Annotated in this window: 18 protein-coding genes; 1 reads left to right on the plus strand and 17 read right to left on the minus strand. The window is 50.7% G+C overall.

Annotation, left to right across the window (positions count from 1 at the left end):
• Positions 1–39 precede the first annotated feature (39 nt).
• The 14 genes from D1627_RS10370 to D1627_RS10435 all read right to left on the minus strand — a co-directional run bounded on the left by D1627_RS10370 (position 40) and on the right by D1627_RS10435 (position 17066).
• Positions 40–1830, minus strand: coding sequence for a hypothetical protein (locus D1627_RS10370; protein WP_233555586.1), 1791 nt, complete (start codon positions 1828–1830; stop codon positions 40–42).
• A gap of 8 nt (positions 1831–1838) precedes the next feature.
• Positions 1839–2339, minus strand: coding sequence for a DUF1905 domain-containing protein (locus D1627_RS10375; protein ID WP_119432174.1), 501 nt, complete (start codon positions 2337–2339; stop codon positions 1839–1841).
• A 386-nt stretch (positions 2340–2725) separates the two neighbouring features.
• Entirely contained in the window at positions 2726–4882 is a 2157-nt protein-coding gene (locus D1627_RS10380; RefSeq protein WP_158607174.1) for a DUF4175 family protein, read from the minus strand.
• 2 nt (positions 4883–4884) lie between these two features.
• The gene (locus D1627_RS10385; protein ID WP_119432176.1) at positions 4885–6276 is read right to left on the minus strand and encodes a BatA domain-containing protein; all 1392 of its coding nucleotides are present in this window, start codon (positions 6274–6276) and stop codon (positions 4885–4887) included.
• 344 nt (positions 6277–6620) lie between these two features.
• A complete protein-coding gene (locus D1627_RS10390) occupies positions 6621–7511 on the minus strand; it encodes a DUF58 domain-containing protein (protein ID WP_119432177.1) in 891 nt (296 codons plus the stop codon).
• An 18-nt stretch (positions 7512–7529) separates the two neighbouring features.
• Positions 7530–7844, minus strand: a complete 315-nt coding sequence (locus tag D1627_RS10395) for a hypothetical protein (RefSeq protein ID WP_147383273.1) — start codon at positions 7842–7844, stop codon at positions 7530–7532.
• A 150-nt stretch (positions 7845–7994) separates the two neighbouring features.
• The gene (locus D1627_RS10400) at positions 7995–8534 is read right to left on the minus strand and encodes a hypothetical protein (protein ID WP_147383275.1); all 540 of its coding nucleotides are present in this window, start codon (positions 8532–8534) and stop codon (positions 7995–7997) included.
• 139 nt (positions 8535–8673) lie between these two features.
• Positions 8674–9669: an AAA family ATPase gene (locus D1627_RS10405; protein ID WP_119432180.1), complete on the minus strand. Its 996-nt coding sequence runs from the start codon at positions 9667–9669 to the stop codon at positions 8674–8676.
• Between the two features lie 76 nt (positions 9670–9745).
• The gene (locus tag D1627_RS10410) at positions 9746–12040 is read right to left on the minus strand and encodes a S41 family peptidase (RefSeq protein ID WP_119432181.1); all 2295 of its coding nucleotides are present in this window, start codon (positions 12038–12040) and stop codon (positions 9746–9748) included.
• Positions 12041–12078: 38 nt separating this feature from the next.
• Positions 12079–12696: a DUF4159 domain-containing protein gene (locus tag D1627_RS10415; protein ID WP_119432182.1), complete on the minus strand. Its 618-nt coding sequence runs from the start codon at positions 12694–12696 to the stop codon at positions 12079–12081.
• A 185-nt stretch (positions 12697–12881) separates the two neighbouring features.
• Positions 12882–14198, minus strand: coding sequence for a TldD/PmbA family protein (locus D1627_RS10420; RefSeq protein WP_119432183.1), 1317 nt, complete (start codon positions 14196–14198; stop codon positions 12882–12884).
• 62 nt (positions 14199–14260) lie between these two features.
• A complete protein-coding gene (locus tag D1627_RS10425) occupies positions 14261–14623 on the minus strand; it encodes a four helix bundle protein (protein WP_119432184.1) in 363 nt (120 codons plus the stop codon).
• A 52-nt stretch (positions 14624–14675) separates the two neighbouring features.
• Positions 14676–16322: a TldD/PmbA family protein gene (locus D1627_RS10430; RefSeq protein ID WP_119432185.1), complete on the minus strand. Its 1647-nt coding sequence runs from the start codon at positions 16320–16322 to the stop codon at positions 14676–14678.
• A gap of 249 nt (positions 16323–16571) precedes the next feature.
• Positions 16572–17066 (minus strand): septal ring lytic transglycosylase RlpA family protein, encoded by a 495-nt coding sequence (locus tag D1627_RS10435; RefSeq protein WP_119432186.1) that lies wholly within the window; start codon positions 17064–17066, stop codon positions 16572–16574.
• Positions 17067–17405: 339 nt separating this feature from the next.
• Here D1627_RS10435 and D1627_RS10440 point away from each other — a divergent pair, with 339 nt between their 5' ends.
• Positions 17406–18314: a DUF72 domain-containing protein gene (locus tag D1627_RS10440; protein WP_119432187.1), complete on the plus strand. Its 909-nt coding sequence runs from the start codon at positions 17406–17408 to the stop codon at positions 18312–18314.
• Between the two features lie 108 nt (positions 18315–18422).
• Here the strand turns inward: D1627_RS10440 and D1627_RS10445 are convergent, their stop codons facing one another.
• From D1627_RS10445 to D1627_RS10455, 3 genes are all read right to left on the minus strand, one after another.
• Complete coding sequence (locus D1627_RS10445) at positions 18423–19091, minus strand: hypothetical protein (protein WP_119432188.1); 669 nt, start codon at positions 19089–19091, stop codon at positions 18423–18425.
• Positions 19088–19528, minus strand: coding sequence for an RNA polymerase sigma factor (locus D1627_RS10450; protein ID WP_233555587.1), 441 nt, complete (start codon positions 19526–19528; stop codon positions 19088–19090). The genes D1627_RS10445 and D1627_RS10450 overlap by 4 nt, the downstream gene beginning before the upstream one ends.
• A 336-nt stretch (positions 19529–19864) precedes the next feature.
• Entirely contained in the window at positions 19865–21952 is a 2088-nt protein-coding gene (locus D1627_RS10455; RefSeq protein WP_119432189.1) for a M16 family metallopeptidase, read from the minus strand.
• Positions 21953–22004 lie beyond the last annotated feature (52 nt).

A 22004-nucleotide genomic window follows, 5' to 3' on the forward strand; every position in this document is an offset into this window, starting at 1 on the left:
AAGCGTGTGCTTATGTCCGCTTTATTCAGGAGCTATACTTTAGAACTTCTCTTCCAGCCACAAAAACCCGCTGCTTAGCACAAACAGGGCAAAGAACCACCACAAAGGCACCGGCTCGTTGCGGTATGCCAGCGCGGCATTAGCTTGGCGTAGGCGTTGACTGGCGGCAAAGGCCTGCGTAGCGGCACGGCGGCTAGCTATACTTTCGAAGGTGAAACCAGTGGAATCCTGTACGAAGAAGAAGTATGGGTCTGTGCCCGCTGCCTGCACCTGGTGCCAATCGCTTTGGCGCGGCCAGAAGTCACCGCTAAACTTCTCAGGCTGGTGCATGTGCTGTGCCAAGGGCATGTGTATACTTGTGGAGTCGGCTAGGCGCGTTACTGTGGCTGTAGTTAACTCGCCGTTGGAAGTATAATCCGTGAAGGTAAGCTGCACCGGCTGGTTTGGCTTCGGGAACTGCGGCTGCGTAACCTGCCAGAACTGCTCCTGCACCTGCTCTTTGGCCACTGCTGTCAGCAGCGTGGCCCAGTAACTGGCATATACCTTGTCCTTGCCCTCCAACTGCCACGGGAAAGTCTGCGGCACCAGGCTAATGGCAACCTTGCCCCAACCCGCTTTTCGGGCACCGGCCAGTACATTTTTTCCTGATTCTGATATGAGCGCTGAAAGTGCTGGTGCGTTTACCAAAGTATAGGGGGCGGCTATAGCTGTGGCGGCATCTGTACCGGCCCAGGAGGCACGCACGCTGCGGCTCTCTTGCCGGGAAACACGGCGGGTATCAAAGGAAGTGAAGAAAGCGGTGCTGCGGTTTGTGGCAGGCGCAGCAGCAATGCTCAACACGCCTAAACCATCCCTAGAAACAGCTTGTTGCAAAACGGATCGTTCGCTGGCGCTCAGATTTTGGAGGGCTTCCGGCTCTGTTATCACCACATCAAAATGCTGCAGCAAGCGCGGCGTAATACGGTTCAGATCTGTTTTGGGCATGTTCAGCCACTCGCTTTGGCTCAGGTTTTTGCTGATGGTTGCGCGGAAAGCCACCCGGTGCTGCAGCTCGCCCAAATGGTTTTTCAGGAATTTAAACTCAAAATTGGGTGTGGCAGCCAAAAGCAGCACGCCCAGTGGCTGCGGCTCCTCTACGTGCACAGGTAACTGCCCGAGGGTATCAGTTTGAGAGCCCTTTTTCTGCAGCAAAGTATACATGGCACAGCCTTTTACCTTCGGGGTATAGCGCAGCCGGAACGTCTGGCTGCTATCAGGTAACAAAGTAACCGAATCCTGAAGCTGGCCAGCTGCGTGCAAGTATAGTATAGCTTTACCTGCCTTAGCCATATACTTGCCGTTTACCTCCACTCCTTGGCCTAGTTTCACGCGTTGCGGCCAATCAACTGCTTGCAAGCCCGCTGGTAGCTCTGTTAGGTGTGTTTGCAAGCTAAGGCCTTCCAGTTGCGCTAATTCTTGCGTTGGCAAGCCATACCCTAATACGTGTAGGGTTTGTAGCCCAGGCTGATGTTGCCGCAGCTGTAGTAAGGCATTAAGTGGTATCCCATTGACGTTGCTAGTGGCTTGGTAAGTATAAACCTGCAGCTTCGCCTTTTGCTGCTGCAGCGCTTTTAGGGTGTCGGGGTTATAGCCTTCCGTCAGTAAAATGGCAGCGCTGGGATTGATGGCCTGCTGCGTAACCGGCGGAAAAACCAGTAGCACCAAACTGATGCCTGCCACCATACTTGCCACCAAACGCCAGCCCAGCCGCTGTCGGTTTGGCCGGCGCCAGGCCAGCCACAACAGCACAAGTATAATCGGTATCGTTAGCAGCCAGGTAAGTTGCATCATAATTTTATTTAGCGCGGAGGCAGCCCCAGCATGGCCCGGAAGTCTTCCTTGCCCTCCGGCAGTGTTTTTAGGTTCTCGATCAGGGTAATGGCACGGTCTACGCGCAGTTGCGGGCTTTTTACCGCCGACACGTGGTTAAGCACGTAGCGCTGCACACTGGGCTTCAGCAGCTGAAAGCGGCGGTTGCCTTCTTCGTCCTGGTACAGCAGTTCCTCCAGTTCTTCAGGCATGTCGGTGCCATACTTGCTGTCGTCTTTCTCCAGGGCAACCGTGGCAGTGTCGTGCAGGGCCAGCCTCAATTGCTGCATGCGCTTCTTGCTGATGCTGATGTATGCTTTGCCCTCGCCCAGGGCCATTAACCCGCACTGGAACGTCAGGGCTTGGTTAACGGTGCAATGCAGGCGTATTTTGAGCGTGCCTAGCTGCTGCACCACTTCCTGCGGCACTTCCAGGTAGTGCATGCCGGGGAGGTGCTGGAGTAAACCGATATGGGTTTTGAACTGAATCATGTCTTTTGCTTCTGCTATACTTCCTATTTACTGTTAATCTTCAGCCTTGCTTGCCAACCGTTTCATTTCTGGCTTTGATGCCCTCTAGGCCGGGAGGCCTCGTCTTTGGGCATCGCGCGGTGTATTGAAGCTGCCATCGCTGCGCTGCAGGCTGCCTCACTGCGTTCGGCACCGCATCAATACAAGGCGCTCAACCCAAAGACTGGGATCATTTCTAATAGCCGCTGCTGACGGAGCTTGAACTAAACTCCCTCTCCTGTTTTTAGGAGAGGGTTGGGGAGAGGTGAAAAAGTCTGAAGGGAGCAGGAGGTTAACAAAACTTTTCGAGCATTCCCACCCATCCTCTAATTCTTACACCTTTTAACTCGTGACTCAGAACTCAGAACTCAATTAAGCTCCTTCAAATATTTCTCTGCCAACTTGCTTCTGACCGTTTGCTGCGGTTGGGGTGTTTGCGTTGCCGGCGGCAATAGGTTCACGAAGGCGCGTTCCACGGAAACGATACAGGTGCTGCACAGCTTTTTGCTAGCGTTCATTTCCGAGATCAAGGTTCTCAAATCCTGAAGCGCCTTTAGGTTGCTGCCGGGCTTTTGCAGCGACTGCTTTGCCAGCTCCTGGCCGGCTTTTTCGAGGATGGCCGCATCGCCTGGTTTATACTTGCCGGTTTGTTTATACATTGCCAGCCAACTTAGCGCCTTGCGCGTGCCAGGGAAGTTCTGCGTTTGCTTTAGATCGTCTTGCGCTTGCAGCGGCGTTATCTTGTCCAGCTCGCCCGAAAGGCGCAGTTCCGGCTCTTTTAGCGGCGGTGCCTCGAAGCCGGTTTTGGCCACGTATGCCCGCTGCGATTGCTGCACATCCTTCAACATCCGAAGCGCTTTGTACTCGTAAGGCAGAGCCTCTTTGGGCTTGTGTGTGCGCAAACGCAACTCAGCTTCCCACATCTGCGCCAGCGCGCCCTTCAGTTTGGCCTTTACGGCTGGTTCAAAAATAGTGGCCTCGCCTTCCTGGTCGTGTTTGTGCATGTAAGGGTCTAACAGAGCTTGGGCGCTGTTGGGGTCCTCTTGCTGCTGCCCGTGGTCGTGGCCATCGTCCTCGTGGTGTTCTTCGCCCTCGGGTATGCCACCGCCCGGACCGATTCCGCTCTCAAACTCCTCGCCCAGAAACTTGCCGTAGCGCAGGCGCAGCAGCTTTTGATCTACCCCGATGTTGTTAGATCGCTCCTCAAACGCGGCCCGGCTAATGCTTTTCTGCTCTTTTATCAGTTTTTCGGTGTCGATGATGATCTGGCGCTGGCTCCGGAAATACTCCGGAACCGGGTTTACGCCGGCCGTCATGTCGAAGCTGGCCTCTACAATGGTGGTGTCCTCGATCTGCACAAAGTATGTTTCGGAGCGGGTGTAACCGCGGTGGCGGTCCCAGGCCTGCAGGTAAAAGTATAGCTCGTCGCCGAAGCCCATGCCCAGTTTTTGCAGGTCCAGAGTTTGGTTGATGGTGTAGCTGCGGCTATTACCGCTCAGGTTCAGTTTGATCTTTTCCTCCCGAAACTTTACGGCTTCGCCAGAACCTTTTGCCACCGTGGCGATCATGCTGGCCTCCCGGATGCCGTAATCGTCGGTAAGTTGCGCCTGAAGCCTTACACGTTGCGGCTCGCCCAGCCGAATTTCGGTGTACTCGTTGGGTTTGCTGATCTGGATAACCGGTGCCTCGTCGGGGATGATCTCCAGGGTATAGAAAGCCGATTTTTGCCCGTTGAGGTTGATGGTGTACAAGCCTGACTCGCTGAAGCGGCGAGAAAAAGTATACTTGCCGTTTTGCGCCTTAAAGCTGATAGGCTGTTGCTCGCTCAGGCCAAATTGCAGCTGCGCCGGTTTGGTAGTGCTAATCAGCCAGGTGACGGTTGCGCCTTCCTCTACACGTAAATTAGGGCTCTCGGCGCGGTAAGTAGCCTTGCCGGTATAGCCGGGCGGCGACACGGTAATTTCGATCTTCTCGATTTTAGCAACCGTATCGGCAGTTGCAGCGGGCGCATCCGGGAACTCCAGCTTTATACTTTTAGGTGCAGCTGTGCCAAGCGGAGCCGCCGGCAAGTATAAAATCCCGACCGAGAGCAGTAGCGCCAGCCCCAGAAAAGTAAAAGTGGCCGTGCCGCGCAGGCTAAAGGTTTTCTGCTGCTCCGGGTGCAGCTCGTGTAGCGTGGCGGCCAGGCGCTGTTGCTGTAGTTTTTGCAGCAGGTTATCGGGCGCGTGCAGCAGCAGTTCGGTGCTGTCCTGCAGTTGCGGGTAGTGGCGGTTCAGGTGGCGAGCCACTTGGTGCAGCGTGGTTTTAGAAACCGATCTCCAGCGAAGTATAAAGTATAGAACCGCACCCAAAAGTATAGCCACGGCTGTTGCGGCCAAAACCGGAGCCTCAAACTTCCAGCGCCAAAGTATGGCCACGCCCACAAGTATAGCCGCCAAAGCCTGCAGCGCATAGAGCCACAGCTTTGCCTGCACATATTGCCTGCGGATGCCTTGGAGGATATGGATGCTTTCTGTTAAGGCCATACTTATACTTTGCTGCGCCTGTTGGCGATAATGCGCTCTATTAAAAATAAAACAAAGGCCGCCAAAACAAACCATTTCAGCAGGTTTGTCTTAGCTGATTTCGGGGTAGTGTCAGGAGACGCTAGTATCCGTTTTTCCGGTAACAACTGTCGCTCATCCAGAGCGCGGTAGTCATAGGAGGCTTTTTTAGCTGGCAAAAGTAGCGGTAACAGCTGCTCGGGCAGTTGCATGTTCTGCGCCAATGTGCCAGTATATTGGTGGATGCTGCCTTTGCCCTCCTGCCACACTTCCAGCGGCGCCGTAGCTGTCGTGAGGGTTACCTTTTTTGCTTGGTCATCAGAATGCTGTTGCACCCATACCTGCAAGCCCCGCTTTACCTGCCGGGTTATACTTGGCGGCAGCGCCTCGTTTTGCAGCCAGAACACCCAATCAACTGCTGTGGTATCAGCTTTAAGCTGTATAGGCAAACCGGTATAACTGCTGATAGCCTGCAAAGCCGCTTTTAAATAGCGCGCCTCCGCCTGCTGCGCCTTGCCGGAAAGTATGGCTACCTGCAGCGGCTCTGTTTGCACCTGCACCTTGCTGCTGTTGCCGGAGATGGTGGCCTGCAGCGAGTCTTGCTGCCGTAGGAGTTGCAGTTGCTGGTTGCCGGGTAGGTTTATACTTTGGGTTGATGTGGCTGTTTTATACTTGCTGTAGCTGGTGCCCTCGCGGGAGCTGTGGCCAAGTATAAGCAAAAGGCTGTCGGGGGAAGTTTGGATGGCCGCCTGCAGCCAGTTTATACTTTTATCGGTAGCCACCGGAATCCAGTGGATGTGCTGCGGCAAAGCATTGGGGCGTGCGCCGGTAAAGTACTGCTGCTGATCCGATGTGAAAAGCCACACGCTATCCTGCGGGTTTTTATACTTCGCTGCCAGAGCCTGCAAGAGGCTCCAGTAATTATACTTGCTCGTAAGTATGCTGTCTTCTGTACGGGCGCTGATCTGTTGCCATTTCTCCTGCGGAATCTGTGTAAAATCAGAAGTATAGGCATGCAAGGTATAGCCACGCTGCAGCAACGAATCAATGGTTGGTTTGATGGGCTTGAGAGAAGAAGTATACAGCAGCTCCTCACCGATAAATATTGCCCTGTTACCTTTTTGCTTTTGTGATTGATGCACCCAAACCGGTTGTGCCAGCGCCACGGCCAATAGTATAAGTATAAGGCAGCGCAGCACCAGCAGCCAGAAATTGTTCAGCTTTATGCTACTCCAACGGTTACTCGCCGAGGCCTCTAACCAGCGCAAACTGCCCACCTTCACCGTCTTTCCCTGTCGCTTGTTCCACAGATGAATGGCAATCGGGATAAGTATAGCCGACGCTGCAAGTAGCCAGTATGGTGCTGATAAGATCAATTATGAATTAGAAATTAAAAATTAGAAATTATTATCGTCTGTTATGCCGTCAGAGCCTTGCAAGCCAGTTTCGATAGCTTCACCTCCCTTCAAACAAGATCCTTTTCAGGATGACAACTACAGGTTTGGGATGTTTTCTTAAATGACAATCATCAATTAATAACCAACAATTAAACCCCCTTGCTGGCGCGGGTTTGTAACCCGTGCCTACATATAATGTTGAGTTTGCAACTCAACTGGGCCAGAGGCCCAAACTATAGCTAGTCACGAGCGAGGACGCTCGCGCCATTAAAAAGGTCTTTATCATACATAAAAACAACAATCGACTATCTAACAACTAACAATCAATAAAGCAGCCGCTTTTGCAGGAACGTGCGCAGCGCTTTATCCAGCGGCTCGTCGGTCACGAAGCGGTTATAGGCGATCTGGTGGTTGCGCAGGGCCTTTTCGGTTTCCTGAAGCCACTCCTGCTGCCTGGCTAAGTATGCCTGACGCTGCGAGGCGCTGCTTACCTGCAGGGTTTGGCCTGTCTCCAGATCCTCGAAGGTAAGGGTGCCGGTGTAGTTAAAGTCCAGCTCGTTGCGGCTCATCAGGTGCATCAGTAGCAGTTCGTGGCCTTGCGCTCCCAGCTTATACAGCAAGTCCTTTATCTCGCTTTCGTGCTCGTACAAATCCGAGAGAAAAACGGTAAGCTCTTTCTGCCGTCTGTCGGCAAACAGGTTGGCGGCCACCTCCATACCCGGAAACTTACCTTGCGGCTTTACTTCGGCCAGCTGGTGCCAGAAGCGCTGCAGGTGCATGTTGTCGGAGCGCGGCGTCAGATTAATGAGCTGGTTCTCGTGCAGCACGTACAGGCCCACGGCATCGCCCTGCGTGGTGGCCAGGTACGCCAGCGAGGCCACCAGAAACCGCGCATACTCCATTTTACTGATGCCGTTCACATCCTCGTGTGCCATCGAGGCGCTGCCATCTAGTATAAACCGCACCGTAATGTTGGTGTCTACTTCGGCTTCCCGGATGTAATAGCGGTCGGAGCGGGCAAACATCTTCCAGTCGAGTTGGCGCAGGTCGTCGCCGGGCTGGTAGCTGCGGTACTGGCTAAACTCCAGCCCCGCCCCGCGCCGTAAGCTTTGGTTTTGCCCCGCCAAAAAGCCCTCCACCACCGTTTTAGCCAACAGCGGCAGGTCTTTTATGGTAGCCAGTACCTTCGGGTCGATGAATTTGTGGGTGTTCAAGGACTAGTGTCTCGAATGTTATTTACGCTTACGCTTTTTAAATTGAGTTGTAATAGCTTCTAGAGCTTCAGCTGTACTTGCTGTAAATTCTTTAAGAGCGAGTGCCAAGTTCCCAAAGAAAAAATAGTTTCTTTTGCCTATAACCACCTTATATAAGAATGGAATAGGATGCACGCCTTTTATTGCTGTAAGATCCTCTCCACAGAACTCAACCTTAGCATACAAGTTCTCAATGATGATTTCATGATTCTCGATTTTTACATCATAAATTTTTGCATAAAGTAAATTTAAAGTAACAAGTCCTGCAGTACTAATAAGTGTAACTACTATCATATTTTTTGTAGGTTCAGACCATACAAATAGCACATTAAATAATGCCAGTAGAGAAGAGAACAGTAGAATAAACAGTTGAAAAAATTTAATTCCACCTCGACTTAGCTTAATATAATCAGGTATCATCTTTAGACAATAAGTATAATCTACCTACACCAAACTCTGCCGCAACTTCAAATCCACCAACTCTGCCTCAATAGCGGCCTCATCCAAAATAACATCTACCCCACCAACTAGCTCTTCGCGTACCTTTAGCATATACTTTTGGGAGTCGGTGTAGAGCACGATGGCGGCGTCGTAGTGGATGGTTTCGTCGAACTCCTGGTTCCAGTCCTGGTAAATCTCCAGCATCAGCACCTGCCCCGACAGCACCTTTATCTCCGAGTATTGCCCCGACTGCAGCAGCTTCTCTTTGCGCAGCGGCACCTTGCTTTCCTCAATCTCGAAGCCGTAGTAAGTGGTCGAGGATTTGGAGGAGAGCTTGTAATCGGCGCTGATGTTGATAAAGCTCTGGTCGCGCTTGTTGGTAGTAAGGCCTACCGCGAACTCCAGCGCCCAATACCGCACGTTACTGCCGCTGGCCTCAATTTTTATACTATCTGTGATGAAGTAGCAGATGCGCGTGCCCAGCATTTTCCGCAGGAGGTCGGTTCCTGTTTCCGTCAGCTTTACAATATCTGTCTCTTCCATCTGTTTCTGCTTTTGTTTTACAAATAATATAAGCGAGTCTGGACACTCGCACTTATTCCACATCACGGGTTGCAAACCCGCGCCAGGCATTCTAAACTCCCCTCCTTAAACAAGGAGGGGCTGGGGGTGGTTAGATGCTTTATACAAGAACCGCCTTTGGCAGCTTTATACTTTGCAGCAGCTCATCAACCACCTTGTCTGGCGTGATGCGCTCGGCCTCGGCCGCGAAGTTTACTAGCACGCGGTGGCGCAGCACGGGGTAGGCCATCGTTCTGATATCCTCCACGGTAACAGCGAAGCGGCCGTGCAGCAAGGCCCTCGCTTTGGCGGTAAGTATAAGTGCCTGCCCGGCGCGTGGCCCGGCTCCCCAGCGGCAATACTGTTTTATAAAGTCTATACTGGTGCTGTCGGGGCGGGTGGCGCGTACAAGCTGGTTTACGAAGCTCAGCAGCTCGTCGCTTATACTTACCTCGCGCACCAGCTGGCGCAGCAGCATTACCTCCTCGCCGCTAAGTATGGGCTGCACCTGAGCCTTCTGTGTGCCGGTGGTGCTGGAAAGTATGTTTAGCTCCTCTTGCTCGGTAGGGTATTTTATTTTGATGAAAAGCAGGAAGCGGTCCAGCTGCGCTTCGGGTAGCGGGTAGGTTCCGGCCTGCTCTATCGGGTTTTGAGTAGCCAGCAGGAAGAAGGGCTTTGGCAGGAAGTATGTTTTTCCGGCGTAGGTTACCTCGTGCTCCTGCATGGCCTCCAGCAAGGCAGCCTGCGTTTTGGGCGGCGTACGGTTTATCTCATCGGCCAGCACAATGTTGGAGAAGATCGGCCCTTCGTTAAACTTGAAAAAGCGCTTGCCTGTGGCGTGGTCCTCTTCCAGCACCTCGGTGCCAAGGATGTCGGTTGGCATCAGATCCGGGGTGAACTGTATCCTCCGGAAGCCTAAATCCATGGCATTGCTGAGCGTGCGCACCAACAGGGTTTTAGCCAAGCCTGGTACGCCTTCCAGCAAACCGTGTCCGCCGGCCATCATGGTTATCAGCACCTCGTCGAGCACCTCTTCCTGGCCCACGATTATCTTTTGTATTTCCTGCTTTAGCCGTGGGAGCTTTGCCAGCAGGTTGGTTATGTCTTGTTCAGTCATTTTATACTTGTTGATGACTATTGTAGTATATGGTAGCCACTCACAGGCCCGGAAGACGCTGTGAGCGGCTGGTGTCTTAAAGTGCTTTCGTCGCTATTTCCATCGCTTTCTCCAGAAACTCGTCACGGCCTTCGCGCACGCCTTGTATGGTTTTCTCTACATAAACATCCGGAAGTATACCTACCCCATGGTGCCGCGTGCCATCGTGCTTCTGCACTTTCATGCCTGTCCAAGGAATGTAATACCCACCGGGCAGCGTAAACGGGTTAACGTTGCCATTGGTGCCTGCCGTTGGCTGGCCTACAATAGTAGCCAGTTTATAATGCTCAATAAAGCTCATGTAACTCTCTGCATAGCTTATGGCCCGTCCATCGATCAGGAAAATAATGTTAGCTGTTAAGTGCGGTGTTTTAGGCTTTAATCGCCAGCTATACTTTCTGTAGCCAACTACCTTCTCCTGGTCGGGGTAAATGATTTGCGGAATCTGCATCCATTGGCTGGAGGTGTCTGCCGTAGACATCAGGTATTGGATAAACTCGTGGTTGCTATTTGGATAGCCGCGCAAGTCGCAGATGATGGCCTTGCTCTGTTGCAGCTGCGGCATCACCTCCTTAATTTTCTTCATTGGGGCCTTATCCATGTTGATGTACATGATGCCATCTGCCAGTTCCTTAATAATATCTGGCTGCGGTAAAGTATTAAAAGCTTGCGTACTGGACACCGTGCGTTTCAGCTTTAAATCGGTGATTGTATTATCTGTTTTTTGGATGGCAAGGTGCATTTCTGTGCCTTCTTCTCCCCTCAACGAGGCCCATTGGGCCTTATACTTAAGCAATCCATCGGTGGCCGCTGAAATATATGCGTGCACATCATCAAAATAAACTTCGGGCGATAGACCGTTAATGGCTGTAACAACATCGCCTATTGCAAGTAGCGCAGACTCGTCGAACACATGGGTGATCACTAGCTTGCTTTCCACCCACTCCCAAGCAATAGGCGGCTGAAAAGTGGCTTTGTCCTCGGCAGAGGTTACACGTACATGCCCATCTTTTAACTTGGCTGTAAGCTGCTGCAGCGTTTTCTGAAAATCTGTGGCTGTTTGGTCAGTGTAGGCACTGTTGAGGGCCATTTGCAGGTCATGGTGCCAATCGGTTTTGGCCACATCAAAGTATGGGTAGAAATGCTGAAAAACGTTCCAGGTGATGGTGACGCCCCCGAGCCTGGTATACAGATCAGCACCTACGAACTCTTTAACCGGCATAGCTTCCAGGTTGCTTTTCAGTTTTTCAAAAGATGCCTTATCTGCAGCAGGGTAGGTTTGTTTTTCGGTACCATAAAGCGCTAATGGAATCACAGCTTTTAAGCCGCTTCCAATTGCTTTAGAAGTATACTCTCCTACCTTCGGGTAGGCTTTAAACAAGAACTCAGGCTTTTCCTGTATAGCTTCCAGAGTTTCGCTTTTAATCGAGTACCATTTATCTTCTTTGTTTGATGCACTTTTAGCAATAGTAAAAAGGTAGCCCTGAACCTTAGGTTTGCGAGGACCTTTGTTATCCAAGACCCTGGATGTACGCCCTACTTTCCTTTTCGTAAACTGCTCTGCGTATACTTCCTGCCAAGTACCATTTTGATTTATTTTCAGGCTTATATCATCCAGGCAGAGCTCTCCCGAACCAATTAAATAAGTGCCAATGTTAAGGTCCTTCGCATCAGCATCTATAACGCCTTTAATTTCATAGTATGCCCACTCCCCAGACTTAATAGGGCGGTTGCTCATGTTATCGAAGAAGCCCATTTTGCCGTTTTCTCTGTCTACACGAGCCCACAAATGAGCGGCCCCAGTACCTTCTGCCAACCTTACCTTTGCCCTGTATACAAACTCTTGCCCTCTGTATGCAGCTGCTCCCAGAGATTTATGGGCTTGCCCATAGCTAGCTGCGGAAGCTTTGTAGGAGGTAGGCCTGTGGGTGCGAACACTTTTGTAAGAGTTTCTTTTGTCTCCCATACCCAAGCCAAGGTGCTGCCAGGCAATGGTTTTATACTTTTGAGGTTTGGCCGGAGTAATCGCTTGTAAATCGAACGTTACCTCATCTTCCTCCAAGTATACTTTAACGGTAGGCGCAATAGGTTGGAAAAGTTCTGTTAACGTGGCTTGTAACTCCTGAGGCGTTTGGCAATTGGCTACTTTCTGCTGGCCGTAAATGGCGAAGCGGTCCCAGTCCAGTGCGGCGGCCTCATCGCTTGGGTGGAAGTAGCGTACATAGCCGTAAAGCCGCGCAAATGCTTCGGCATTACTTATTTTGCGGTCGGGAAGGGCGAAGGCTTGGCAAAACGCCAGTAGGGAAGCGAGTAAGAAGAGTGTCTTTTTCATAGCATGTAGTTAAGTTTATCTATAGCATTTACTATATATTAACTCGTCAGCGCATACATTATTATATTCACTCCAAACTTGGTATTGTCCTCTGCCAGCCAGCGCTTGTTTCTAAAGTCGTAGTCCCATTCGCAGCCGTAGTCTTTGTTGCTGTAGAGCACGGCAATGCGGCCGTTTACTTCTATGGCTTTCAGATAATCGTGCACCAGATCGTCGCCCCAGCCGTTTAGCTCGAAGCTGGTGGTGGGTGGCCCTTCCTCAAAGGTGAAGAAAGACTTGTACAGCTTGTGGTTGTTCGGGATTTTCTTGAGCGCGCCAGCACCGAACAGTTGCCGCATCTGCTCCTCAAACGACTTGGCGAAAAGCCCATCTACGTCGTGGTTACAATCGTCCACAAACACGAAACCGCCGTTCTGCACATAGGTCTTAAAGTTCTGCCGCTCCTTTTGGTTAAACTCCACCAGCTTATGCCCGCTCAGGTAGCTGAAAGGGTACTTAAACAGCTCCGCACTCTCCAACGCCACTACCTTCTCCTGCTCGTTTACCGGCACCGTGGTGTACTGGATAAGCGAGTGCAGCAGGTTGCTGGGCATACGCGGGTCGGTATCCCAGTTGCCGGAGCGGTATTGCAGGCGCACAAAGGTGAAGGGTTGCACTTTGGGAGTTCTGAGTTAAGAGTTCTGAGTCTTGAGTTAGGTTTATACTTTAGCAATTGCCTTCAGAAGCGCTGCTTTTAAGCAGGAGGTCGAAGACGGTTGTTATTTCTATACTCCCTAAATTTAAAATGAATGCCGCACGCAGCGTTGCTGCATACGGCATCCAAAGTATAGATCAGCAGCGATTACACCGCATCCGAAAGGCTCGTGAAGGTAAAGTCGCGGATCTTCATTGGCGGAATCAGGCTGCCGTTGATGCGTTGCGGCTTGCCCAGGGCTTCCAGGTTGTTGAGCATGATTACCGGGCTCTCGTTAAAGCGGAAATTCTTCACCGGGTACATGATCTTGCCATTCTCGATGTAGAAAGTACCGTCGCGGGTAAGGCCGGTATAGAGTAGCGTTTGCGGGTCTACGGCGCGGATGTACCACAGGCGCGTAACAAGTATGCCGCGCTTGGTATTCTTGATCATATCCTCAATAGACTCGTTGCCGCCCTGCATGATTACGTTGCCCGGAGGCGGTATGGAAGCCGCACCTTTGTTAGAGGCCCAGTAACGCGTATTGTACAGGTTCTTCACTACGCCTTTATCAATCCAGGTTACTTTTTGCTGCGGGCGCCCATCGCCGGAGAAAGGAGAGGCTGGCACTTCGGCATTGGTTGGGTCTGAGTATACCGTGATCCGCTCATCAACCAGCTTTTCGCCTACTTTTGTTTTGCCACCCGGCTTGCTCAGGAAACTGCGGCCTTCTTCGGCATTGCGCTGATCCATGTTGTAGAACATGTTGCGCAGCAGGTCTATGGAGGCGGCAGGCTCTAGTATAACGGTATATTTACCCGGCTCCAGGGCCTTGGCATTGCGCGAGTTAGCAGCTTTTTCGGCGGCTATCTGGGAGGCTTTGCCTGTATCGAGTTTGCTTACATCACTGAAATCCTGTGTAATATAACCGGAACCTGTGCCATCTTCGGTGCGCATCGTTACCGAAAAGTCCACTACTGTAGACGGATGGTACGCAAATAGGCCCTTATTATTCATTTTGGCCGTAAAGTTAGTATAGTGCTCCAGGAAGCCCGCAGCTGCCAAGCCTTTGTCCGAGGCCGCCTTTATACTTTTAGCGGCCGCTTCGGCTCTGTAGGCCGGGTCTACCTTTGCCGTGGAGTCGAAATGCGCTTTGGTGGTGATGTACTTTTGCGGCCCAAGCAGTTCTACATACTCCGGGCTTTCAGGTGCCAGGCGCGCAATCTCTTCCGAGCGCCGAATCACTTTTTCCAGGGATTTATCGTCGAACTCGTTGATCGTGGCCACACCGGAGCGCTTGCCAAACCTGGACTCCACGGCCATGGATACGTTCTCTTCTGCGCCGCTCGTAGACACCTCGTTTCGGGCATAGCGGATGTTGCCACCCACGTTACCGCTGAGCGTAATCTCACACTCATCGGCTTTCGAAAAACCCAGGGCCTTTTTCAGTATCGCCTGAGCTTCTTCTTTTGATAATATTGCCATGTTTTGATGTTCTCTTAATTTGAAACCAATTGCTTTGTCAGTTCTGAGTCTTGAGTTCTGAGTTAGGAGTTGTTTTCTTTTTGCTGAGAAGTAAGAATTATACTTTTCAGTATTTTGATCAACTCTTCGCATTCGCCGTGGATGCTCTTAAAAGCATCTGGTTTTATATATTCTGAGTCTTTTAGCAACCGCAGCCAATAGCTGGTTTCCCTTGCTTCTTTCAGGGCTATACTTAACTTGTACCTAAAATCGGCTTTGCTTTGCCCGCCAAGGGCCTCTTCTACATTAGCGCCGATGGATGTGCCGCTTCTTAGAACTTGCTTTGCCAATACAAACTCTCGTTGCTCCTGCGTAAGGTGTTTATACAGCTTGATCACGCGCAGCGCAAAGTTGTAAGATTTGGTAGCAACTATACTTTCGGCCATAGTATATAGTATAACTCAAAACTCAGAATTCAGAACTCGTGACTCGCACGCGCTAGATTTTGCGCGCTGTATTTATCACGTTCACGCCGTTGAAGCGGGTGTGGGCAGAGCCATGCGATACCGCGCTGATCTGGCTGGGCTGGCCTTTGCCGTCGAAGAACGAGCCGAACAAACGGTAGTCGCTTTCGTCGCAGGAGCCAGCGCAGGAGTTCCAGAACTCTTGCGTATTGCTTTGGTAAGCTACATCCTCCAGCATACCCACAATTTTACCGTTCTTAATCTCATGGAAGGTGGTGCCACCGAACTGGAAGTTGTAGCGCTGCTGGTCGATAGAGTAGGAGCCGCGGCCCGCAATGTAAATGCCTTTATCTACGCCGGCAATCAGCTGGTCTACGTTTTTCTTCTCTTTGCCTGGCGCCAGCGAGATGTTGGCCATGCGCTGGAACTGCACAGAGCTCCAGTTATCGGCGTAGCAGCACCCGTGCGATTCTTTCTCTCCGATAATGTGAGCTTGGTCGCGGATGGCCTGGTAGTTCACCAGCACGCCGTCTTTAATCAGGTCCCACTGCTTGGTTTTCACGCCTTCGTCGTCCCAGCCTACATAGCCTAACGAGCCTTTCTGCGTTTTATCAGCAAAGATGTTCACCTTATCAGAGCCATACTTGAAGCTCTTTGTCTTCCACTTATCCAGCGTGGCAAAGGAAGTGCCTGCATAGTTGGCCTCGTAGCCCAGCACGCGGTCTAGCTCCAGCGGGTGGCCTACCGACTCGTGTATCGTCAGGCCCAGATGGTTCGGGTCTAGCACCAAATCATACTTGCCAGCCAGCACCGATTTAGCTGTGAGCTTTTCTTTGGCTTGTTTCGCAGCGATAGTGGCATCCTCTAACATATCGTACGCATAGCGGTAGCCGTTTAAGCCGGTGCCTTCCGGGCCCTTGATCTTTTCAGATGCCTTCGGGATCATGTACTCATAGCCCATGCCCATCGGAGCGCTCAGGGCCTCACGGGTCCTAAACTTTCCGCTAGCTTTATCTACAGCCGTAACGGTAAAGTTTGGCCAGATGCGGTGAATATCTTGGTCTATATAAGAGCCTTCGGTAGAGGCAAAGTATTTCTGTTCGTTTACCTGAAACAGGGCGGAGTTTACGAAGTTGGCGCCGTTGGCCATAGCGGCAGCATTGGCGGCTAATAGCAGGTCAGCTTTCTCCCCAACCGGCACTTCAAAGGCGTTCTTCTCGATTGGTGTTTTCCAGCTTACCTCGCCGTAGCCTTTTACAGGAGCCAACTGCACCGGCTCTTTCTGCAGCTTAGCGTTTGCCTTGGCAATAGCCACGGCCTGCTCAGCAGCTTTAGCCACGCCCTTATCCGATACATCGGAAGTGGCGGCAAAGCCCCAGGTGCCATTGGCCAGCACGCGCACGCCCACGCCGTAAGACTCAGCATTTACGATGTTCTGCACTTGCTTTTCGCGCGTAAAAATATACTGCTGCAGGTAGCGGCCAATGCGCACGTCGGCATAAGAGGCCCCTTTTGATTTAGCCGTGTTTAGGGCTACATCTGCTAAGCGCTTTTTAAGGGCAATATCCACGGTTTCCAGTGCTCTTTCCGGCGATATGATATCGCCAAACACAGGTATGGAAGGCAGCATTAAGCCGCCGAAGCCCAGCGCCGATAACTCAAGAAAGTTTCGTCGTTTCAAGGTGGTATAGGTTAGATTTTGAGTTTATAGTGTTTAGTTTTTGGTATTTAAGTATAAGGAATCTATACTGCTTATCAAAGTTTTACTACCCGCTATAAGCTTAATGAGAGTTATTTATAGATAAACACATCATAGGCCTCTACCAAAACAAGGGGCACAAAAAAAGCGCAAGCCCCATAAAGGACCTGCGCTCTGTTCGTTTTCTGAGTACGCTGCTAAGCGGCAAAGGCTATAAAAGCCGTGTTTACCTTAGTTTCTGCTTGCCAGATCTGGTGTTTCGCCAGATGCAAGGGCAAAATCAGAGAAAGAAGCCACATCGAAGGAGAAACCGGCAGCCGAAGCAAGTTCAGCACCTGGGTTCAGCACCTCAATCCTAACATTTCCTACGCCCTGGGCATGGAATTCGAGTTTGCGTGCGGCGGCTTCTGATACATCAATAATACGATCGCCTACAAACGGGCCTCTATCGTTGATGCGCACGATAACGGATTCGTTGTTATCGAGGTTTGTCACTTTCACTTTCGTGCCGAAAGGTAGTGTTTTGTGCGCAGCAGTCATGTCGTTCTTGTTATAACGCTCCCCGCTGCTGGTTTTTCTGCCATGGTAACGGCTCCCGTACCACGATGCCTCGCCCTTTTGGGTCTTGGCTTTGCCTGAGTTGTTGTGTGCAAAAATTGGTTGGCTAATGCCGACAAATAGAAAAATGATCAAAGAAAAGATAAAGCACTTTCTATTATGAATCATATCACTTAATAGTTGGTGAAGCTGCAAATTTACGAAATTTGTTTTTAAACGAGGCCTTTTAAGCAATTATTGCTTGTTAGGTGTAGGGGGATACGGTTGGGATGCCTTGATTTAACCTAAGTCAGGTAATGCAAAAATCTGGCTTTATAGCACACAAAGCTATATTTTTGGCTAGGTTTTTACATTAAGTATAGCCTATAAAAAATAAAGAAAAAATTTTTGGTTTGCAAAGCGTTTGCGCCGTAAAACGGTTACTTTTTCACCAATTTACGTTTTAGGCGGCTTTAGTTTTTGCCTCAGCCGGCATGGCTCAGCCAAGTATAAAGCGGAGGGTATTTTATGGATTTTGGAAAGCTTTCAGACATCAGCCGCGTAGACTTTACGCTGCCCCCTAACCACCCCGATACACTGCCGTTGTTGCAGCAGTTTAAGACAGGCCAAAAACCGCAGGTATACATCGGCCTACCGGTATGGGTGAACAAGGCCTGGGTTGGCAAATACTACCCGGCCCGCATGCCGGAGCGGGAGTCGCTGCTATGGTATGGCAAGCAGTTTGGTACCATTGAGCTCAACAGCACACATTACCACATCCCCAGCCCCGACACCATCGACCGCTGGCGAAACACTGTGCCGCACGGCTTTAAGTTTTGCCCCAAGTTTCCGCAGCTCATCAGCCACGAAGCGGCCCTGCGCAGCACCCAGGATGTAACGGCAGCCTTTTGCGAAGCCATTGCCGGGCTAGAGGATAAGCTGGGCGAAGCCTTTCTGCAGCTGCCTCCATACTTTGCGCCAAGCCAACTGCCCGACCTGGAAGCGTTTTTGGGTTTTATCCCTGAAAGTATACCGATAACCGTTGAGCTGCGCCACGAAGGTTGGTTTGCCGATGCGGATGCCAGCCGTGAACTGTTTGCTGTGCTGGAGAAGTATAAAACAGGCACCGTACTGACCGATGTGGCGGGCCGCCGCGATGTGCTGCATATGCGCCTGACCACACCCTCGGCCATGATCCGCTTTGTGGGCAACGGCCTGCACCCAACCGACTATACCAGAATAGATGCCTGGGTAGAGCGCCTGAAAGAGTGGTTTGACAACGGCCTGCGCCAGCTATACTTCTTCGTGCATGAACCCGACAATACACTGGCTCCAGAACTGGAAACGTACTTGGTGGAGCGCCTTAACAAAATATGCGGTTTTGACCTGAAGCCACCAAAGAAGTTTATACAGCCTGTGCAGGGAGAACTGTTCTAACATACTTATCCATACTTGTTTTCCACATTTCTGTGGAAAACAAGTATGGATTTGGTGAATAATTGCTCCGATAAGGCACTTCCACAGTAAACAGTACAGTTAAGCCCATTAGCTTTTCCGGAAAGTATCTATCTCCTGCAAAAAAGCCATTGCTTGGGTTACATGTTTTCCGCCAGATGCGGCTACCAGACGTTTAACCCAATTTATGTGCAGGTTCTTGTAAGAGATCTTGCGGTACAGCCATAAAGACACTGGTACAAGAAGTATACTTAAAATCCCCTGGCTGATAAGCCAGTTATCATCTCCAACCTGCCAGATATTCAGCCCGAAAATCAATTTAAACCCAACCATAATGTAGGCAAAGTATATGGGCAGTTGTAGCACGGATAAACGCAGATACGTGATGATATGGGCTTGCAAACCGGCCAGCATCTGCTGGTTTTCCGAAACGCTCCGCGCATAGTCGAACTGGTTGATACGGATGATTTGCCTGATACAGCCTGAGATAGCTATAACCATAAAAACCATAATAACAGCAGCGGCAACCACAAGACTCACGCTGCTAATATTATAATAGGCAAACAGCGCAAGGCAAACGGTTACAGCTAAACCAAGCAGCAACTCTGCCACCCTATGGTACAGCAGGCCTTTCAAAACTGATTTTGATTTATGAACCTGCAGCCCTTCAACTGCTTGGAGAGAGATAGCGTTTGCCTGGCTGATCTTGTGATCATAGCTGTTCAGTAGGTTCAGTAACTCGTCCTTTTCCATAGTCATGAATCGTTATGGGTTAAAAATCTTTGCTTTAGTTTGTCTTTGATGCGGGCAATTTTGGTAGACACGTTGGATACAGAAATACCCAGAATATCCGCTATCTCTTGCTGCCCTTTCTGCTCCAGGTAAAGCAGCATCAGTGCTTTGTCCAGTTCTTTCAGCTCCTGTATAAACCGATCCAGCAGGGCGAGTTGCTGCTCGTGGCTTTCCGGGCTTTCTTCGGCAGGGTGCGCCGTGGTTTCCTGTACCGGTATGCGCAGGTGTTGCCGTGTCTGGCTTTTGCGGTAAAACGAGATCGCCACATTTAGCGCCACACGGTACATCCACGTCGAGATTTTATACTTCGCATCATACTTATCAAACGCTTGCCAGAGCTGCAGCATAATTTCCTGGGCCAGGTCTTCGCGCTCGTCAGGGCGGGGGCAATAGGTGTTTACCACTTTGTAAATAATGCCCTAGTTCTCCTGAATCACCTTTTCGAATGCTGTCTTGTTTCTTTTCTGTATCATCGGGAAAACGCATGTCTGATCCAGGCTGTAGTTATACTTTGTTAGCACCCGCGCTGGCGGCATCATACTTTAACTTATTATTCGCAAGCAAGCTGATAATCTCACAGACTGCGGTAAATTTTTTATCGAAATCAAGAAAAACAAGCCAAACGAATTGTAGTGCCTATACTTTATACTTGCCATAAGTGATAAAACAAAAAGGCGGCTGACTCAATAGAGCCAGCCGCCTTTTATAATCCGCAAGTATCAATCCTGCTTTTTAAGAGCCTACAGCTTAAACGTGTCGTCGCTTAGGTTTTTGTTCACTTCAATGGTCTGCACCTCGGCTTTGATTGTCTGCGGGCCAACCACGGTTTCGACCATGTATGGAAATTTCACGCCGCTTACTTCTTTATAGTTGCTATAGGTTTTGGTCTGTGTGATAACGCCTTGCGGTGTTTCCAGGCTGTTCACCTCTTTCAGGCGCAGGCCGCTGTCTTTAGCAAAGTAGTGCGTGGCTTTCTGGCCATTCGGTTGAGTCACTTCTACAGCATATGCTTCTTTGCCATCCACATCTTCTACACCGGTCAGCTTGGTTTTGATGCCAAGTTTATCGTACTGCAGCGCCGGGAACAGGTTTGCCTCTAACTTTTGCGTTTTCAGTTCCTCGGCAGTCATCTCTTTGTTAACGCCCTGCATGGGCGCTTCCATTTTCCCTTTGTCGCCGTTGATGATTACACGCTGCATCGGGTTGTTGTTCATCAGCACCTGCACGGCAAACTTATCGTTGCCTTTTTGCTGCTGCTTAAACACTAGCGTCATGCCCTGAATAGTGGCGTTGCTAGTGATGGTCACGTCCTTCAGCTTTTCGATGTTCGCCTTGCCGCCAATAGCTTTAACATAGTCTGCAAGAACTTTTTCTGCTGTTAAGCCAGCCGGAACACCCATTGCCTTGCGGTCTACTTTTTCGCCGGCCGTGTTGTAATACGTTATCTGGCTGTCGTCTTTATCAAACTTCTTTAGCTTATCGGCTATCTCGGAGGCATTGCCCACGGCCAGCACGTACATTTTATCCGGGTTGATATACTTTTGCGCCACGCGCTGCACGTCATCGGCAGTTACCGCTTCCACCTTTTTCAGGTAGTTCGGGTAATAATCCTCTGGCAAACCGTAGCGGGCCGTGTTGATGGCGTATACTGCCACGGTTGCTGGGTTCTCCAGACCGCGCCCAAAGCTGCCCATAACAAATGCTTTTGCATCGCGGAGCTCATCTTCGGTAACGCGCTGGTCACGGATTTTAGTCAATTCATTCATAAACTCGACCACGGCACTGTCGGTAACGGCATTGCGAACGTTGGCAGTGGCATTAAAGCGGCCTAGAATCTCATCGTTGTTGATAGAGGAGTAAGCGCCATAAGTATAGCCGTGGGTTTCGCGCAGGTTCTGGAACAGGCGTGCATCCATGCCGCCGCCAAGTATATTATTCATCAATTGGGCGGCCACTGCATCCTCAGCGCCCGGCTTCAGGTCGGCAGGGTTGGTTAGCACCAGCGAGCTTTGTACTGCGCTCGGCCGATCCACGATCACCACCTGCGTTTGCTCCGGCTTGGTTGGCAGCGCGTAGTTTACCTCTTTCACATCGCCTTTCTCCCAGTTTTTAAGCTGCTTTTTCAGCAGCTTTTTCATCTCCTTCGGCGTTACGTCGCCTACTACGGCCAGGTAACCGATGTTCGGCTTAAAGTATGTGCTATAGTAGCTCTGGATGTCCTGCAGCGTGATGTTATCCACTGTTTCCTCGGTCATCAGCTCGCCGTAAGGGTGATCCTTGCCGTAGAGCACCAGGTTACGGGTACGGCTGGCAATAGCGTCCGGGTTATCTTTGGATTGGGCCAGGCTGGCCTTCATCTGCTTTTTAATTTTGTCCAGCTCCTCCTGCGTAAACTTCGGGTTCAGCAGGGCATCGGTAGTCAGGTCGAGCAGGGTTGGCAGGTGCTTCTTCAGGGCGGAGGCATTAAAGCCAGTCGAAGAAAAACCAAGGTCGGCACCAATAAAGTCTACCTGCTCATCAAACTGGTCTTTGGTGCGGTTGGTGGTGCCCGTGCGCATCATTTGCCCTGCGGCCTGCACATAACCGGCCTTATTGGCTTCCAGAATCGGGTCTCTATCCAAAACCAACGACATAGACACAACCGGCAGTTTATGGTTCTCGACCACATATACTTTCAGTCCGTTTTTCAGGGTAAAATGCTCGTAATCGCCGAGCTCTATTTTAGGGGCCGGGCCCGGAGGCGGCGGTGTAGACTGTTGCGCCTGGGCTGGCGTTACACACATCAGGGCCAGGGCCAGAAATGCGGCACTATATATTTTCTTTATCATGATTGCTTTCTTTTTTAGACACAAGTATCAAGATATTAGATACAAGATTTTT

The sequence above is a fragment of the Pontibacter oryzae genome (assembly GCF_003576375.1).
GTDB lineage: Bacteria > Bacteroidota > Bacteroidia > Cytophagales > Hymenobacteraceae > Pontibacter > Pontibacter oryzae.